14 protein-coding genes are annotated in these 17,308 nt (G+C 37.1%); 3 read left to right on the top strand and 11 right to left on the bottom strand.

All coding sequences use genetic code 11. From position 1 onward, the window contains the following. Positions 1 to 360: 360 nt before the first annotated feature. Both AC0L6O_RS17350 and AC0L6O_RS17345 read right to left on the bottom strand, forming a co-directional pair. Entirely contained in the window at positions 361 to 2,181 is a 1,821-nt protein-coding gene (locus AC0L6O_RS17350; protein WP_473304139.1) for a tetratricopeptide repeat protein, read from the bottom strand. Positions 2,182 to 2,506: 325 nt separating this feature from the next. Continuing rightward, positions 2,507 to 2,860, bottom strand: coding sequence for a DUF983 domain-containing protein (locus tag AC0L6O_RS17345; RefSeq protein WP_473304138.1), 354 nt, complete (start codon positions 2,858 to 2,860; stop codon positions 2,507 to 2,509). A gap of 88 nt (positions 2,861 to 2,948) precedes the next feature. Between AC0L6O_RS17345 and AC0L6O_RS17340 the strand changes: the two genes are divergently transcribed. After that, positions 2,949 to 3,818 carry a helix-turn-helix domain-containing protein gene (locus AC0L6O_RS17340; RefSeq protein ID WP_473304136.1) on the top strand — a complete coding sequence of 290 codons (870 nt, stop codon included), beginning with the start codon at positions 2,949 to 2,951 and terminating at the stop codon, positions 3,816 to 3,818. Between the two features lie 32 nt (positions 3,819 to 3,850). On the opposite strand, the gene AC0L6O_RS17335 is transcribed toward AC0L6O_RS17340, so the two are convergent. Both AC0L6O_RS17335 and AC0L6O_RS17330 read right to left on the bottom strand, forming a co-directional pair. Continuing rightward, positions 3,851 to 4,702: a 3-keto-disaccharide hydrolase gene (locus tag AC0L6O_RS17335; RefSeq protein ID WP_473304134.1), complete on the bottom strand. Its 852-nt coding sequence runs from the start codon at positions 4,700 to 4,702 to the stop codon at positions 3,851 to 3,853. A gap of 156 nt (positions 4,703 to 4,858) precedes the next feature. Continuing rightward, positions 4,859 to 5,722, bottom strand: a complete 864-nt coding sequence (locus AC0L6O_RS17330; RefSeq protein WP_473304132.1) for an SDR family oxidoreductase — start codon at positions 5,720 to 5,722, stop codon at positions 4,859 to 4,861. A gap of 110 nt (positions 5,723 to 5,832) precedes the next feature. Here AC0L6O_RS17330 and AC0L6O_RS17325 point away from each other — a divergent pair, with 110 nt between their 5' ends. Further along, on the top strand, positions 5,833 to 6,237 hold the full coding sequence (locus AC0L6O_RS17325; protein WP_473304130.1) for a winged helix-turn-helix transcriptional regulator: 405 nt from the start codon (positions 5,833 to 5,835) through the stop codon (positions 6,235 to 6,237). 92 nt (positions 6,238 to 6,329) lie between these two features. Here the strand turns inward: AC0L6O_RS17325 and AC0L6O_RS17320 are convergent, their stop codons facing one another. The 7 genes from AC0L6O_RS17320 to AC0L6O_RS17290 form a co-directional block, all read right to left on the bottom strand. Further along, a complete protein-coding gene (locus AC0L6O_RS17320) occupies positions 6,330 to 8,921 on the bottom strand; it encodes a TonB-dependent receptor domain-containing protein (protein ID WP_473304128.1) in 2,592 nt (863 codons plus the stop codon). Positions 8,922 to 9,180: 259 nt separating this feature from the next. Then, complete coding sequence (locus tag AC0L6O_RS17315; RefSeq protein WP_473304126.1) at positions 9,181 to 9,876, bottom strand: LytR/AlgR family response regulator transcription factor; 696 nt, start codon at positions 9,874 to 9,876, stop codon at positions 9,181 to 9,183. Next, positions 9,866 to 10,960, bottom strand: coding sequence for a sensor histidine kinase (locus tag AC0L6O_RS17310; RefSeq protein WP_473304124.1), 1,095 nt, complete (start codon positions 10,958 to 10,960; stop codon positions 9,866 to 9,868). The genes AC0L6O_RS17315 and AC0L6O_RS17310 overlap by 11 nt, the downstream gene beginning before the upstream one ends. Positions 10,961 to 11,073: 113 nt before the next feature. Further along, complete coding sequence (locus tag AC0L6O_RS17305; protein WP_473304123.1) at positions 11,074 to 13,323, bottom strand: DUF7133 domain-containing protein; 2,250 nt, start codon at positions 13,321 to 13,323, stop codon at positions 11,074 to 11,076. A 136-nt stretch (positions 13,324 to 13,459) separates the two neighbouring features. After that, positions 13,460 to 15,013, bottom strand: a complete 1,554-nt coding sequence (locus AC0L6O_RS17300; protein WP_473304121.1) for a GDSL-type esterase/lipase family protein — start codon at positions 15,011 to 15,013, stop codon at positions 13,460 to 13,462. Between the two features lie 171 nt (positions 15,014 to 15,184). After that, positions 15,185 to 15,925 carry an SDR family NAD(P)-dependent oxidoreductase gene (locus AC0L6O_RS17295; RefSeq protein ID WP_473304120.1) on the bottom strand — a complete coding sequence of 247 codons (741 nt, stop codon included), beginning with the start codon at positions 15,923 to 15,925 and terminating at the stop codon, positions 15,185 to 15,187. A 72-nt stretch (positions 15,926 to 15,997) separates the two neighbouring features. After that, positions 15,998 to 16,294, bottom strand: coding sequence for an antibiotic biosynthesis monooxygenase family protein (locus AC0L6O_RS17290; RefSeq protein ID WP_473304118.1), 297 nt, complete (start codon positions 16,292 to 16,294; stop codon positions 15,998 to 16,000). 263 nt (positions 16,295 to 16,557) lie between these two features. On the opposite strand from AC0L6O_RS17290, the gene pcaD reads away from it, so the two are divergent. Continuing rightward, positions 16,558 to 17,301 (top strand): 3-oxoadipate enol-lactonase, encoded by a 744-nt coding sequence (pcaD, locus tag AC0L6O_RS17285; RefSeq protein WP_473304117.1) that lies wholly within the window; start codon positions 16,558 to 16,560, stop codon positions 17,299 to 17,301. Positions 17,302 to 17,308: the final 7 nt, after the last annotated feature.

Below are 17,308 nucleotides of genomic sequence, written 5' to 3'. Positions count from 1 at the left end.
TCAATAGCCGAAAGTAGAAAGACAGTGAAGGCTTAAAGAATTTGAGCTGGGACAAAATGCGGACAAAATGAAAATAAGCAAATAAAGTGCTCTTAGATAGCCTAAAGGGGTTTTAAGAGAGGGTAAATAAACTAAGGACAAGTGGTTTTAAGAAAGAATCAACAAGTAATTCTGTGACTCGCGGCCTTATAGATTCCTTTTAAGAGCGATATTAAGTATGCATCGGCTTTAGAAAAGCCATGATATATAGTCGTTAATAGGCTAGGCAGAAACCTGTTTTATTTAACATATGTCGTCTCGCCTAAAACAAGTAATTGTAGAAAGTGACGATTTATTTTACCTCTTTTTGCTTTCACCACGCTATGAAAAATTCAACAAATAGCTTTGTACCTCGTTGTCTTCAATGTCAATTTTCTTCCGTAATCTGTAGCGTGCTTTTCTGACGCCTTCGTTTGAAATGCCTAAAATATCTGCTATTTCTTTTGTGCTTAAGTTCATTTTTAAAAGTGAAACTAAACGAACTTCAGATTTAGAAAACTTACCGTGTTTGGCTGCCAAGGCAGATAAAAAACCACCATGAATACTGCTAAACTCCGAGCTAAACTGCAGCCATTGTTTATCATTATCTATGTCTCTTTTAATCATTCTTGAAATACGACCAGAGGTTTTGCTTACAGAGCTATCCATATTGGTTTTGAGGACATCTATTTCGTTTTCTAAGTTTGACAGAAACTCGTTTTTACTGGCCAGTTGTAGCACTTTGGTGGTGAGCTCTTTTTTCTTAGATTCTAGTTCGATTTCAGTGTTTCGACGCTTTTCTAATTCTAAGGCATTTTCTTTAGCTACTAGTTCTCTTTCCTTTTTTCGTTTACTTATAATAGAATAAATAACGAAAGCCGCTGTGAGAGCTAACATTATGAGTCCTGCCCATAAGCCTCGATTTTTAAGTTGCTGAATTTCTGCTTTTTTGTTCAACTCATTTATCTCTGCATCTTTAACCACTGCTTCGTATTTACTTTGAAACTCATTTATCTGACTTGTCTTCTCGGTATTGAAAAGACTGTCTTTGAGGCTCTGCAATACTTCCATTTTCTCCACAGCGGCAAGTGGATTCCCGGTGGCTAATTCTATGTCCTTGGCTATTTCGTAAGCATATATTTGTAGATCTAAAGATTCTAACTCTATTGCCAGTTTTAAACCTTCGTCTATATTTTTTCTGGCTAAAGTGTTTTTACCTAGGTGCCTATAGGTGTCGGCCTGATTAACGAGTATATCTGCTCTATTCATAGGTATTACCCCAGCCTCCTTTTCAACTTCTAGAGCCTTTCTGAATTCTTCTTCTGCGTCGCTATATCGTTCCATTAAGTTAAGAAGTGAGCCTTTATTAGTATAAATGCCCATTAAACCTCTTTTGAAATTTATCTCTTTCATTAATCGCTCAGCTTCTAAGTAAGCTTTTAAGGATTTTTCATACTGCCCATCTTTTTTATAAAGTATGCCAATATTATTATATGCTTGGTAAACTGTGTGTTTAAATCCCCCAGACTTAGCGAGCTCTAAAGCTCTAAAACTCATCTCTAAGCCTTGCTCAATATTACCTATTTTGGTTTGAATAATGGCAAGTTGAAGTGCGGCGTAAGTTTGGTATTCTATATCGCCACTTTGGGAACTGAGTTCATAACATTTCTCTACTTCAAGGGTGGCCTCATCTAACCTGTCTTGACTTAAAAATATATTACTCATTCTCAGGTATAAATCTACAAGCTTACTGGTGTCGTTTCTGGCTATCAGAATGGTTTTTGCTTCGTTAAAAAGGGCCTGTGAGGGTTCATATTCTCCAAAGTAAATTAGGTTAGACGCCTTATATATTAAACAACCGCTTAGAAGGCTTTGATTGTCTGTTTTTTTGCATTCGGTAATGGCCCTATCTAGATAATAATTTGACGAATCAAACTTAGTCAAATTGGCGAAAGCGTTGGCTATTTGAAAATTAGCATGTCCTTTTCTCTCATCACTACTAATTTGGAAAGCTTCTTTGGCAATCTTGAGTGCCTCTTCAGGATTGTCATAGAGTAGGGATTTGCTTTTGGTTACTAGCTCGTCGTATTTGCTGGTTTCTTGTGCAAACAATACAGAAGTGCATAAGCAAAGGCTCAGTAAATAGGGGAAGATTTTATTCATAATTAGAGACGGAGAGAAACAACATACTCCAAAAAAGAATAAGTACTTTTTGTTTTATGGCTAATGGAGTCTTACTGAAACTAGTTAATGTAAATAACGCATGTTTTTATGACAAATATTGAAATATCATAAGGCTACTGCTGAAGTACTCCCCATTTTTACGCAATTGCAGAAACATTCTTAATTATTTCCATAACACAAGTACTAAAGCTTCTGCCGAATCTTTCAATGCCTAAATAAAGTAGATTTAGAGGAATTCGAAATGTTAAATTCTTCTCAAATTTGTGCCTAAAGAGCTTACATGCAATATTTTGCTTTTGAGGTTTTACTTCCCAAAAGCATAAAGCCAAAGTATTCTGGAGAATCGGTAATTGAAAAAGCTTAGTAGTAATAAAACTACTGTTATGATTCCGAGTATTCGTAAGTCAAGTGACTCTTCAAAGAAAAAACTGGAAATGAAATAGGTGATGAATATTTCAGCGATAATAAGACCGTAGCTGGCATACATGGCTCCAATGAAGAAACCTGGCTCTTTTTCAAATTTAGAATTACAGTTTTCACATTTAGTTCTCATGTCTGAGAAACCTAAACTGAAGACTACGCTACGTACATTGAAAATTTTTCCAACACCACAATTAGGACAATTGTTATTTAGTGCGGAAATAATGCTTTTGAACATAGTATGTTTTATTTTTATACAAAAATAAGTGTCTGAAAGTGTTTTTTAGCTTCAATAAATCGCCACTTTCGACACAATTAGGACATTTATGAAAGGGTATCCAGTTTATGAGATTCGGAAGTTTGATAGGGCAAGGTATCAAAATGATTTATACGTCAACACTTTTAAAGAACACCTTATCGCTAATAGTTTTATTGAGAAGTCGCATCGTCATGATTTCTATTTGATGGTTTTATTGACATCGGGTAGCGGTATCCATAAAATTGACCTGGATACGTATGATATAGAACCTGGGAGCCTTTTTGTCATGAAACCTGGCCAAATTCACAGCTGGACGCTTTCTGCAGATATTGATGGCTACATTGTCTTTTATTCACAGGAGATTTATAACCTCTACTTTGGGCATAAGAAAATTGAAGATTATGTTTTTTATAATTCTGCTACGCACATTTCGGAGATAAAACTGTCGTCACAAGAGATGGCAGATTTAGAGGTTTATTTTAAACTTTTAGTAAAGGAAAATCTTGGGGAACAATCTTTAAAACAAGATAAAATCCTTAACCTTATAGATACAATTCATATTGAACTTTCTAGAATGCATTTGTCAGAAACTAAGTCTTTGTATACGTATTCTGAAAAGCTTAATAGGTTTAATTTGCTGCTAGAAGAAAACTTTAAAGTAGAAAAGTCACCGTCTTTTTATGCCTCTGAAATGAATATAACACTAAAGCATCTTAATAGAATATGTAAAAAGGTTTTGAATAAGACCGTGACGCAGCTTATCTCAGAAAAAGTGGTTTTAGAAAGTAAGCGTCGGCTTACTTTTGGCGAGAATACCATAGCCGAAGTGGCAGATGAAATGGGCTATATAAACCACTCTTACTTTGCACGTGTTTTTAAGAAACACGGGGGCATGAGCCCTTTTAAATTTAAAGCTAGCCTAAAAGAAATAGGCTAGCCTTAATATTTGTTTCTAAATGAGCTTTCTGTTTAGAAGGTACAAGAAGCTTCATCGTTTTTGATGTAATAATCTTTATAGTTTTTAGCCTTAGGATTCATACATCCTTTAAGGTTCAATAGCTCCACTTTTCTGAATTCTATAGGGTGGCTTTCGCTTTGTAAAGAAATAGAGCCATGGCTTAGTGAGTTTCCGTCAGGTTTGTCTTCTGGATTAAATCCGCTTACTACGCCGCCTCCATAGGCAGGTTTTGCGTATTCCATAGCTATTTCACCATCTACCCAGTGACGAATCAAAGAATCTCCAAATACTTCAACTTCTGCCCTTACCCATTGGTTTAATGGAGCTGCCTGAATATTTGAACTTATACAGTGTCTCTCATCAAATTTGCCTTCATACCAAACCGTAGTTCCTGGGGTGCATAAGTTACAGTTGGTTCTTGGTTTGGCATCATCATAGCCTCCTAATAACTGTACTTCAATGGAAATTGGGAAATCTTGATTTAATCCCATGGTTTCAGCAGGCTGACCATGAATCATGATGCCACTGTTTCTAAAAGCCCAGCCTTCTCCTTTTGGAGCTTGCTCGCCTATAAATCTATATTCCGTGGCTATTTTATAATAGCTAAAGTCACCTTTGTAAAATAGGTGACCATACTGCTTTTTGAAGTCGTCATAAGCGTCATAGTTCACCACTATGTTACGGTTTTTGACCTGAAAGGTTTCGTTATAATTATCGTTTAAAGGATGGTTACGGATTTTGATATCCCAGTTTGATAGGTCTTTTCCGTTAAAAAGTTGTTGCCAATCTTCCTTTTGGCTTTCCGATTGTGCGAAGCAACTGCTTAGCGACAGACAAAAAATGATAGTGATAAGTTTTCTCATAGGTACACTCTGAATTTCATAGGTTATTTATGGCTTCAATAAACCTCAAATTCTTGGTTAAAACAAGATCTGATTTAGCAATTCTATAAAAGGAAAGAGGCTTTAATTATTGATTAAAACCTCTTTTGTTGAGTTTAAACTAGTGTATGTATGATTTTATTTACCATAAACCTCTCTCAAAAAGTCGGTTAACTTTTTGGGTTCTCTACCTATGAAATTTTCAAGGTGGTTTGAAGTTGTTTCAAAGTCTTTGTTTTTAATACCAGCCCCAAAGAATAAAGACATTTGGATGATTTGTTCTGGTAAACCAAAACCTTTAAGTGTTTCTGCGAATACTGCTGGCTCTGGGCTGGTGAAAGCAACTTCTTTTCCAGAGATTTTTGAAAGCTCTTGAGCTATTTCAGAAAAAGAGTAGGCTTTACTTCCTGTAAGGGGATAGGCTTTGTTTTCGTGCCCCTTGCCTGCTATTATGATAGCTGTGGCTTCTGCCAAATCCGCTCGCGATGCAAAGGCTACTTTCCCTTCACCGCTTGGGAAGAATATTCCAGTTTCAAGAACGTTTTCGCCTACGAACATTGGTACTACTTCTTGGTATAGGTTGTTTCTCAAAAAGGTATAAGTAAGGCCACTTGCTTTGATGTAGTCTTCGGTTTCAAAATGGTCACCTAAAAGTGGTTTGATAGGTGAGTTATCCATATCTTCAATACTTACACTGGTATAAAAAATATGTTTTACGTCAGCGTTCTTTGCCGCGTCAATCACGTTTTTATGTTGCCCAATTCTATCATTAAAGTCACTAGAAGAAATAAGTAAAACTTTGTCAATTCCTTTCATGGCTGAGGCCAAAGCGTCTTTATCTTGATAAGAACCTACTCTTATGTTTAGACCTTTTGCTTTAAGGTCTGTAGCTTTTGATTCATCTCTTACTAATGCGGCTATTTCATTGGCTGGCGTAGTTTTTAAAAGGTTTTCAATAACTCCGTTTCCTAATACACCGGTTGCTCCTGTTACTAATATCATAATTGTTGTTGTTTTATTTGTTTGATGATTCAAAAGTAGCCTACCTTTGCTATATAAAATATAGCAGTATACTTTTGTATACCGATATACTAAAGTATAGTTATTTGATTATGAGTAATTTGAAGAGTGTAAGAGATTTTGAAAATGTAAAGAAATGCCCTGTTTCCTATGTTTTGGCCGTGAGAGACACGCTGAATGTTTTTCAAGGAAAGTGGAAAATGCCGATTATAGGAACGCTGTTTTTCGGTAAAAAGCGGTTTAAGGAAATAGAAAGGGAACTGGAAAAGATAAGCCCAAGAATGCTTTCTCAAGAATTGAAAGATTTGGAGGCTAATGGCGTGATAAGCAGAAGCGTTTATAATACCACGCCTGTAACGGTGGAGTATGCCTTGACAGATTCTGGTAGGGAGTTAAATACCGTTTTAGAAGCTATGGTAACTTGGGGTTTGCAGCATAGAAAAACCAATATCATGGAAAACCTGCCTGTATTTAGTATGATGCAGAAGGCTGGTTGATATTATTGAAGCTTAAAGGCTCAAAGCAAAAGCCATCCCAGTAAAACTGAGATGGCTTATTTTATGTAAACATATACGACAACAGAATATGTTTACTGCATTTGCATTCCTTCCATAGAAGATGCGTTTCCTTTTTTCTTAAACATACTAGCATCCATTTGACCAAATCTGAAAGAGAAGTTCAATTTGATTTGCTGCGGATTACTCAGTCTATAATAAGTCTGCGAAAAACCATCACCACTTGATACTTGCGTGTTTCCTCTGGTACGGAAAATGTCATTGGCAGATAGTGTTAAAGAAGCCACATCGTTTTTCATAAAGCTCTTTTTGATGGCAACATCTACACCATAAAATGGTTCGATATACCCTTGAGATGAACTTTGAGCAGTACTAGGAGGTCCAAAGCTTTGACCCTGAGAAACTGGAAGATTAGTTTTTCCTTGATAGTCGCCAGATAGCTGAATCACCCATTTGTTTTTCAAACTAAAGTTGTTGTTAATCTTACCGAAAGTAGTCCATAAAGCATCCTGAGAAGAATTGTTCTCAATATTCTCCGTATTGATTCTAGAGTTATAGAAGTTTACATTCGCTGTGAAATCCCACCATTTTTGAATCTTATTGGTATAAGTTATCTCTGCACCATAGTTTTCGCTAGAGTTTGCATTCACATAAGTATTAATCAAATCAAGGTTGCCACTAATTGGGTTTATTTCTTGGCTTAGATATCTCGTAATTAAATTGTTGGTGTGCTTATAGTAAATGGAGGTAAGAAAAGTACCCGTACCTTTTGACTTACTGTAAGACAGCTCTGTAGAGGTAGTAAATTCAGGAACTAAGTCTGCATTTCCTTGTGTGATGTTCAAGCTATCGCTGTAATCAATGAAAGGGATAATCTGGAAGAAGTTTGGTCTGTTTACTCTTCTGGTTACGCTAAATTGTAGTTGGTCTGTAGGGCTAAGGTCTTTGCTTAAAAATAGAGACGGGAATAAGCTAACAGGATAATCATTGCTGAATTTTTCACCCGTGTTTAACAAGTCTCCTTTATAAGAAGAGCTTTCTGCTCTTACACCAGCTTTATAAGAAAACGCTGTTCCTACTTTTCCGCTAAGCGAAACATAAGCTGCATACACATTATTAGTGCTTTCATAATTTGTAGAAGCCGATGCTATTGGTAAAAAGACATCAGAACCAATGGCTTTAAGCGTATTGTCATTGACGTTCTCTAGTGTGTTTATTTGAGCTCTAACGCCTAGCTCTATATTGCCATTGTTCTTAAGTGGTTTTACATAATCCGTTTGAAAAGTCATGAAACCATTATTTCCATTTCCTAAGTTCTTCTGAATTTGAACACCGGTAATTTGATTAGCCTCGCCCAAGTAATTGGTGGTGTATGTACCATTATTTTCGTTTGTTCCACCGAAATAGTTAAAGTCCATGGTCAGTTCTTCGCCTGCTGTAGGGAAACTATGTCTGAAACCTAACTGCAAACCTGTTGGCTGAAACTGTCTGGTAGAGTTTGATAGTCTGTTGCTTAAGGTTGTATTATTTCCTACGGTGTTTGTGATTAAAATGTTTTCTTCTGGGCTAAACTTCCCGCCACCTATGACTCCACCTAATGAAACCGAAGTTCTGTTAGATATATAGTAGTCTAAGCCTATTCTTCCAAAACCTAGTAATCCTGTAGTCTCGCTTTCAATATCTTGATATGTATTAGCCGAAATGCCTTCTATAACACTGTTACGCTCGCTATAGCCATCTACATTATTGTTTATTCGCATGCCCATACCCATTACAGATAAGTTAACCTTGCCCTGTCTCACGTTGAAATTCCCCATTACATTGCTTCCACCGTATCTGTCAGCTCCAATGTTAAACATACCGTTATAGCCACTTTTTTTGTTCTTTTTAAGTACAATATTCAAGATACCCGCCATACTTCCAGAGGCATCATATTTGGCAGAAGGATTGGTGATGACTTCTACTTTTTCAATGGCATCTGCTGGAATTTGATTTAACATTAAAGTGGTAGGTCTTCCGTCAATAAATAAGGTTGGCGAAGCGTTTCTCAGTTTTACATTTCCGTCAATGTCCACCTGTAGAGAAGGGACGTTTCTCATTACATCTACCGCAGTACCACCCGCTGTAACAATGTTCTTGTCAACATTGAAAATCTTTTTGTCAATGTCCATTTCTAGTAAAGCTTTTTGAGCTGTCACCGTTACGGCATCTAAAACTTGCGTATCGTTTTCTAAAACTAAGTTTCCTAAATCCTTTTCAAAGGCTGCCATCATTTTAGCTATCATGGCAGGGTCTGGCTTTTGGCCAGGTTTCATGCCCGACATGTCAGGTTTGTCAAATACTATTGGGAAATCTGTAGTGGCAAAACCTACCGAACTTACTTTAAGACTGATTTTTGAAAAAGTTGGTAGTTCTGAGAAATCAAAATCTCCATTCATTTCAGAAGTTTGAGCTTTCACCACTATTTCTTTGGGAGACTGTGTGGTGCTGTCTAGCACGCTTTTCATGATAATAACGGTGGCAAATTCCACAGGTTTTCCTTCATTGTCAATGATTTTTCCGAAGACGTGTCCTTTGTTTGGGTCTTGTCTGTTTCCTCCAGGAAACTGAGCTAAGGCTGAAAAGCCTATGAGTGTTGTTAAAAATAATGTTAGTAAATTTTTCATTTGTATATGTTTTTCTGTTGTCTTGGTTTGGCAAATTTTCTAGTGCTTCGCTAAATCCATGTGACAAAGGAATACCCTTAAGGAGACTGTTTACAAATGAAAAAGTGGGAGTGTATACGGATACACAAAAAGTGTATACCGATGAAATCGGGTTTTGAGGAAAATGTGTAAAAACCGCTAGTTTTTCAATTCGAAAGTTGTTGAGAAGAAGACTTAGGTTTAAATATACTTTGAAAGAAAAAGAGGTTCAGAAGTCAATTTAAATATCAGGAAGACTATCAATATACTTCTTCCCTACAGGGATTTCCACAGCTCCTAAAGTCAGTTTTGATAAGTTGACTCCCGTGATTTTAGAGGAATTGACAATGAAAGAATTATGAATTCTGACAAATTTACTTTCTGGTAGTTTTTTCTCCATGCCTTTTAAATTGCTTCTGGTGAGTAGGGGGTAGACCCTACTTTCCAAGTATATTTTGACATAGTCTTTCAAGCCTTCAATGTAGATGATTTCATTGAAAAGAAGCTTGACCTTTTTATATTCAGAAGTAACTACGATGTGGTTTTCTTCTTCTTCAGGAGCTGGTTCCGCTGTTTTAAGCTTTATGAGATTAACTACTTTATCAATAGCCGCACCGAGCCGTTCTTTTCTAATGGGTTTGAGAAGATAGTCTACCGCGTTTAGCTCAAAACCTTCTACTGCGTATTGATGATAGGCTGTGGTGAAAATGACTAATGGTGGATTCTCTAAATCTCTTATGAAATTAGTGCCGAGCATTTCAGGCATCTGAATGTCCGAGAAAATTAAGTCTACTTTTTCATTTTTAAGATAATCTGCTACGCCCACTGGGCTTGAAAATTTCTCACAAACTTCTATGTTATCAAAGCCAAGAAGGTCGTCTTCCAGAATGTCTAGAGCAAAAGGCTCGTCGTCAATAAGGATACATTTAATCTTCATGGAGCTGAAGTTTCATGATGACTTCAAAATACTCGGAGTCATTATTGATAGCCAATTCATACCTATTTGGGTATAAAAGCTCCAAACGCCTTTTGATGTTGACCAATCCAATGCCCTCGTTTGACAAATTACTGGATGTGACCAATATTTTGTTTCTGGAAGAAAACGTCAAAGTATCATCTACTGTAGATATTTCAAATTGAATATCAGGCTCGCTTTTACTATCTACTCCATATTTAAAGGCATTTTCTACAAAATGGATAAAAAGTAAAGGCTGTATAGCTACCGATTCCAGATTTTCTTGAACTGTAAAGGCTACGTTTCCTTTCTGTGGTAAACGCAGTTTTTGAAGTTCAATGTAGTTTTTGAGGTGTTCTATTTCACGAGAAATGTCTACTTTTTTGTCACCTACTTCATAAATAATATAACGTAGTATTTCGGATAATTTAAGAATAGCCTCTTCAGACAAATCAGACTTCTTACGCACCAGCCAACGAATATTATTCAAAGTGTTGAACAAGAAATGAGGGCTAATTTGCAGTTTTAACATGCTTAGTTCTGCAGCAGTTTTTTCTAACTCCACCAGTTGATTTAGCTCTTTTTGTCTGCTTCGCTCATTAAACAAATAAAGCATGGTACTCGCTAAAACATTAATAGAATAAAGCAAGGTGGGACCGAGTACAACAGGAATCCAAATCCAATTTTCACTTCTTTCTTCCGGACTTCTTTTACTCTGACTTTCAATAAACTCTGCACTGCTGGCTATGAAATGATGAAAGGTGTAATAGTTTAAGGCAATGTATAGGAGTAGCCCCAAAAATATTAGAGAAACAAAAAGCCAGTTTCTATTCTTTGAAAGGTATTTAGGCCCTAAAACGTGGAGGTTGAGGTAAAAGAAAATCATCAAAAACAGGGTAGATATTCCCTGCATGACCAAAAAACCTTTGTTGGCGTCAGCCCATTTTTCAGGTTCATAAAGAAAGTTTACATAGGGCAAAAGGAATAAAACTGCCCAAACGATGCTATTGGTTATAATAGACCGTGTACTACGTCTTTCCTGAAATCCTGATGTTACTAAAGCCATATTAATATTCTATTGTGCTGAATTACGGTATTTATTAGCAATATAAACAGAAAGCCCCTAAAGTTTAGTTTAGGGGCTTTCGCTCTTTTTAAGATGAAATTGCTTTTGAAATTCTATTTCTCAAACTCCTTCTCTAAAAGTTCCTTTTCGGTATAAAGACCACCTTTAGGTTTGTCTTCTCTTAGCTTTTTTACGTCTGCCACAGAAATTCGCTTCAAATCTTTCGCAAAAGCATTTTGAAGGAAGTGCGTAATATCCACCACGTCTTGGTCAGAAATGTCACTATTATTTGATAGTGCTGGCATATCATTGTTCAGCTCGTAAAGTTTACCGTTTACATGAATAGGTCCACTAATTCCGTGTAAGATAATAGAGGCCAAACGGTGAATAGGACCATCTATATATTCTGAGTCTTTTAGTGGTGGAGCTAGCCCTTCTATACCTGAACCATCAGGTCCGTGGCAAGCACCACATATATTTCTGTAAAGTTTAAGACCATTAGTACGGCCATCATCTTTCCCAGACTCTCTTACAAAAATGGAGTTTGGTTTGTTCTGCTCTTTATTCTCTAAAGTTTTTCCAAGGTTCTTAGTTAAGAAAATATTGGCAGCATTGTCTTTAAGATAAAGCTCTTCTTGCCCTTCTAAGCTACTAATAACGGCTTCTTGGAATATTTCGTTTTCAGTATATCTATCTGATATTTGAGCCAAAAATGGTTGGAATACCGCTGGAGAAATTTTGGTCCAAGGGTTTAAAGAAAGTCCCAAATATAAATCACTCATTGGTTCAGCCTTGGCAAGTATTTCAGTACTGATTGCTGCCATTTTTGTGATATTTGCTTGCGAAGCAAATGGCTCCATTAACCTTAATATGTGAGCAATTGTTTCTGGGTTTTCTGTTTGCTTTAATAATGAAGTCAAATCTTCAAAAGAAAGTAAATTCAAACCTTCTAACACATAAAGAGCATGAATAGGAGTGGCAAAATCATTATCAATAGCCACCAGATTCATCAAAGCACCTTTGACAGATTTCTTCTTCTTATTGATAAGCAATTGTTGAGCTCGGTCTCTTAACCAACCATTTGAACTGCTTAATAATGGTATTAGCTCTTTGTGCGATAGCTTTGACAAATTAGCTGGAATAGTATGTGGTGTACTAGCCTTATGCGTCACCTTTAAAATACGTCCTGCGTTTTGAAGCGTATCTAGCTTCTTTTGTAATAATAACTCGGTCAAATATTGAGAAATAAATGCTTTGTGCTGAATAATACCACGATGCATGTCTACAATATACATGGCACCATCTGGGCCATTAAAAAGATTGACAGGTCTGAAACCTTCGTCTGTAGAAGCTATAAATTCTTTATTATCCCAAGCTTGCTCGGCAGATATTTCGGTGTCGTTAAAGTTTAGAATGTTTCGCTTTATAAGGTTAGCTTCAGGAATACAAACAAATGCATTTTGGTCATAACCTTCTGGGAAAAGTCCACCTCTATAAATAACAGGACCGCATGATGCCGTTACATTTCTAAGTATACCGTTTTCGTCCAAAACGCCTTTTTGATAACCACGGTTAACAGATGTGGCGTGTAAAGGATAAACGCGGTTGTTTCTTGTTATACGCTGATTAATAGAAGCCGTTGGTTTATAAAATTGGTTTCTAATAACAGTATTTGGCAATACATGGTCACCTTGCAGTTGGTTAGAGTTATTATTGAAATATAATCTACCAAAATTGTCTTTTGAAATTCCCCATTGTCCTCTGTAAGAGGTTGGTTCTTTAAGCCATTTTCCGTTCAATAAACGGTATCTAAAATTAGTGTTGGCATTATAAATCCAGTTGTCAATGTTAAGCATCAATCCGTTTGGCTGATGCTCTACGTTTCCACCATCGGCATAAATAGGGTCTACTAAAACTCTTTTTCCTGGTTTGTCGTTTTTGATTTTGACAAAATAAAGGGCAGGACCATCTGTGTATAATAGTCCGCCATAGGCATGGGCAATGGCACGTGGAAGTACCAGACCATCTAAAAATACTTTTGAGTGGTCTACTCTGCCGTCTTTATCTAAATCTTCTAGTATGGTTATTCGGCCATTTGGCTCTTCTTCTCCTATACCTTCAATGTTTGGCATGTAGCCTTTCATTTCTACCACCCACATTCTGCCTTGATTATCAAAATCCATGGTAACAGGTGCTGAAAAATGTGGTTCTGCCGCCACAAGGCTTAATTCAAAACCTTCTTCTACCTGATAAGAATCTAGGGAGATTTCAGGCTCATCGAAAAAGAAATTTGCAGTGAAAGAAAAGATAGCAAGTGAAAACAAAAGAAGTAAGAGGTACTTACTTGATTTTAGGAATTTCATAGAGTCTTAAAGTATTTTTTTAGTAAAACGTCACAAATATAAACGCCATTTCTGACTCTTATTTCATTTTTTTGTGTCAATACTTCACTATTATATGTCAATTTGACAAATAATGAGCTTTGAGCGTTAATTATTCTCATTTTAAGGCATCTAAAACTAGTTTTCCCATTATGGCGTAGGCTTTCATAGTAGGATGAACGCCATCTTTAGCTAAGTCTGGATCCATGCCATTACCCGCATTTTTTAGAGGAGTATGATAGTCTATATATTTTAGGCCTCTGATTTTTGCTAGGGCTTTTAGGCGAGTGTTCAATTTTAAGATTTCGTCTGACTTATCACCTAAGCCTAGTCTCCACTCAAACTTGGTTGCAGGAAGCACCGAGGCTAAAACCACTTCGATGCCATTTTTTTGAGCAATATCAATCATAGATTCAATATTACCTACGGTCAATTCTGGACTGTATGGGCCTGTGTTTTCCGCTACGTCATTGGTACCAATATGGATAAGTACTTTTTCAGGTTTTAGGTCAATCACATCTTGCCTGAAGCGAATGAGTAGCTGAGAAGATGTTTGAGCAGAAATGCCACGACCTATGAAGTTGTTTTTTTGAAAGAAACTAGAATCTAGGCTGTACCAAGCATCCGTGATAGAATCTCCTATCAATACTGCTTTAATCTTTTTGCCTTTATCTCTTTTATTGGCGTCAGCATATCTCTTAATACCACCCATGTCGTTTTTTAATTTGTTTCCATCTTCTTTGTTTCCTTGAGCTATTTCCCACTGACCATAAATTTTTTCATACTTGCTTGGTCTTATTTTATCTCTAAGTCCTTGCGTCCAAAGCCAATCTCCAAATCTTTCGTACCAAGTATCTACAGGGAGTTTCTGCTGACGCATACCAAAACCATGACCACCTTTTTCGTAAATGTGTAATTCCGCAGGTTGACCAGCTTCATACCATTTTTCATAAATAGATATGCTCATTGGCATCATGCCTAATTGGTCATCGCCAGCTACAGTAATAAAGATGGGTGTTTTGGCTGCTGGCATTTCAGAACCAAGAACCGCAGGTTGGTAAGCATAAATGGGTGCTAAGAAATTAGGTTTGCTGCTTTGCGGAGCTGAATAAGCTACAGACATGGCCAAAGTACCGCCAGCCGAAAAGCCCATAAAACCAATTTTGTTTGGGTCAATTTCCATTTCCGAAGCATGTTCTCTTACATACTCCATGGCTTTTATTCCGTCTTGTGTGGCTTGTTTAACATATGGTGCATTTTCTGCATCAAGGCTTTTAGAATCGCCCATTTTTGACATCAGTTCTTTTACTGGGTCTTCAGTGAAGCTGGGTGCTACTCTGTATTTTAAAACAAAAGCCGCTATGCCTATGCTGTTCAGGTATTTTGCTACATCTATACCTTCACTATTTATACTTAATGTGTGAAATGCTCCCCCCGGGGCTATAATTACAGCAGTACCCGTGGTCAGATGTTTTGGAGGTAAATAGGCCATTAAGCTAGGCTCAGTTACATTATAAATGACCTCAGTGTTAAACATGTTTTGGGTAGAAACCTGCTCTTTCCATGTAGCGTTTTCTGAGCCCGGTGCCACACCGTCGTAAAGTTTAATTATATCTTGAGCATGAAGCGATTGAAGGGAGAAAAAGAGTAAAAAACCTGAAAGTAATTTCATGTGATAGGGTAACGTTTAAATTTGATACGAATTTAGACTTTTATCTGCTCATCAATCAGATTAGGGCATCAGTTTTTCAAAAACATGAGGTGCTGTACCTCAGGTTTTCGCCGATTCAATAATTGTACTTTCTGTTGCTAAAGCTTTCTTTACTTTAATGCAAAGTCAATCTTACAAGAGCCTTCCTCCATCTACGGTGATGATATTTCCTGTGGAAAAAGTTAATTGAGACGCTACCGAGAAAACGGCATTTGCCACATCGTCACCTTGAGCAAATCGCTCTAGTGGCGTGTTCTCCATTTGATTTTGAAGGAATTTTGGGTCAAAGCTTTTAGTGTATTCTCCTTCTACAAAACCCGGAGCTACAGATACCACACGAATTTTAGGAGCCAATGCTCTGGCCAAAGAACGCGTCATAGAATCTACGGCTGCTTTGGAGGCACAGTAGGCCACATTACTGCCTATTCCATAAATACCAGCAATAGAAGAGATATTGACAATAAGCGATGTATCTTTTTCTGCTGCCGACGCTAGCAAAAGGTCTTTGAAAGCTCGCACCATGGCAAAGCTTCCTCTAAAATTGGTTTGCATTATTTTGTCAATCCACTCATCACTTAAAGCATCTAAATCTTCATGAGCCACGGGAGTGGTTATGCCAGCATTGTTTACCAGCACATCCAGTCTGTCGTATTTCTCTCTCACAAAGTCTTTTAAAGCAGATATTTTTTCTTGATTGGTATTGGGAGCATGAAAAATACTATGATTGTCACCAGATAAGGCTGCTTTTACCGTTTCTGCTTTTGCGGCATTGGTATTATAGGTGATGATTACGGCATAGCCATTTTGAGCAAATTTCTTGCTGATGGCTGAGCCAATTTCTCCTGCACCTCCTGTAACGAGTACTGTTTTCATTGCTTTGCGAGTAAATTATCAATTTTGGCTTTCTGAGCAAAATGCGTCATGCCACATTGATGTTTCTAAATCTTACTTGATTTCGGTTACTTTAAAGTGTTCTGCATTTGGGGCAGAATTAAAGAAAGGAGAAAGAACAGCACGCCATTCTAAAAAAAGCGGAGATTCACGGAAGCCTACGGTGTGGTCTTCTAAAGTTTCCCACTTAATCATAGCCAAATATTTAGTTGGCGTTTCTATGCAGTTTTGAAATTCTACGGATACAAAACCCTTCGACTGAGAAATGACAGCTTTCGCCTTTGGTAGAATAGCTTCAAAAGCTTTTAGTTCTTCGTTTTTGATGTCTAAAGTGGCAATTTCTAAAATCATGTTTTTAATATTTAAGATTGGTTCTTTCTGGTTTTTAGCTTCCATATACACAGGATGCAATGGTCTTGAAGGGCAAATATTAAAAATGGAGGCTGTAATAAGTAATTTTCATGCATTTTAATTTTGACTAAAAGTTCAAGTTTTTTGGAGAATTTAAAAGAGTGAGAAGCCCCGATATTTTGATAAATGGCTGTGGGATTGAATAGAACTAGACTCATTGTTATCTGCTATATTTACATCCGACCTATAAATTTAGAAATCAGATGAAAACGAATTATAAAATTCAAGGTGCTGAGCATAATCCTGTACTTGTTTTCTCTAATTCCTTAGGAACGGAGATGAAGATGTGGGATAATTTAGTACCCTATTTTAGAGTTTTGCAATATGATACTCGTGGACATGGCGGTTCTGACAAACCAGAGGGAGATTATACCATTGAGCTTTTGGCTAATGATGTAATTGATTTAATGGACATTCTGAAGATAGAAAAGGCATATTACTGCGGGCTTTCAATGGGAGGTTTAATCGGCCAGTCCTTAGGCATAAATAATCCAGAGCGATTTTATAAACTGGCTCTGAGCAACACGGGAGCTAAGGTAGGTGATGCGAAAGGCTGGAATGAGCGTATAAGAACTTTGAGAGAAAAGGGCATGCCAGCCATAGCCGATGGCTCAAGCTCGGTTTGGTTTACCGATGATTTTGTCAAAGAACAACCTAAACAAACGGCCGATTACAAAGAAATGCTTCTACGTACAAATGTGGCTGGTTACTGCAGCTGTTCGGCAGCAATAAGAGATGTGGATTTTAGAGGAAAGTTAGCTGGGCTTAATGTACCCACACTTGTTATAACTGGCAAAGAAGACCCAGTGACTACTGTTAGACATGCCGAGTTTTTGGTAGAAAAGATTCCTGACGCCCGTTTAGTTTTACTTGAAGCTAGGCATTTATCTGCCTGTGAAGTTCCGGATGAGTTTGCTAAAGTCTTAAGACAGTTTTTTCTAGATTGAAAAGTGA

The organism is Arcticibacterium sp. GJ41-1 (assembly GCF_055808875.1).
This window is presented reverse-complemented; position numbering and strand designations above follow the sequence as displayed.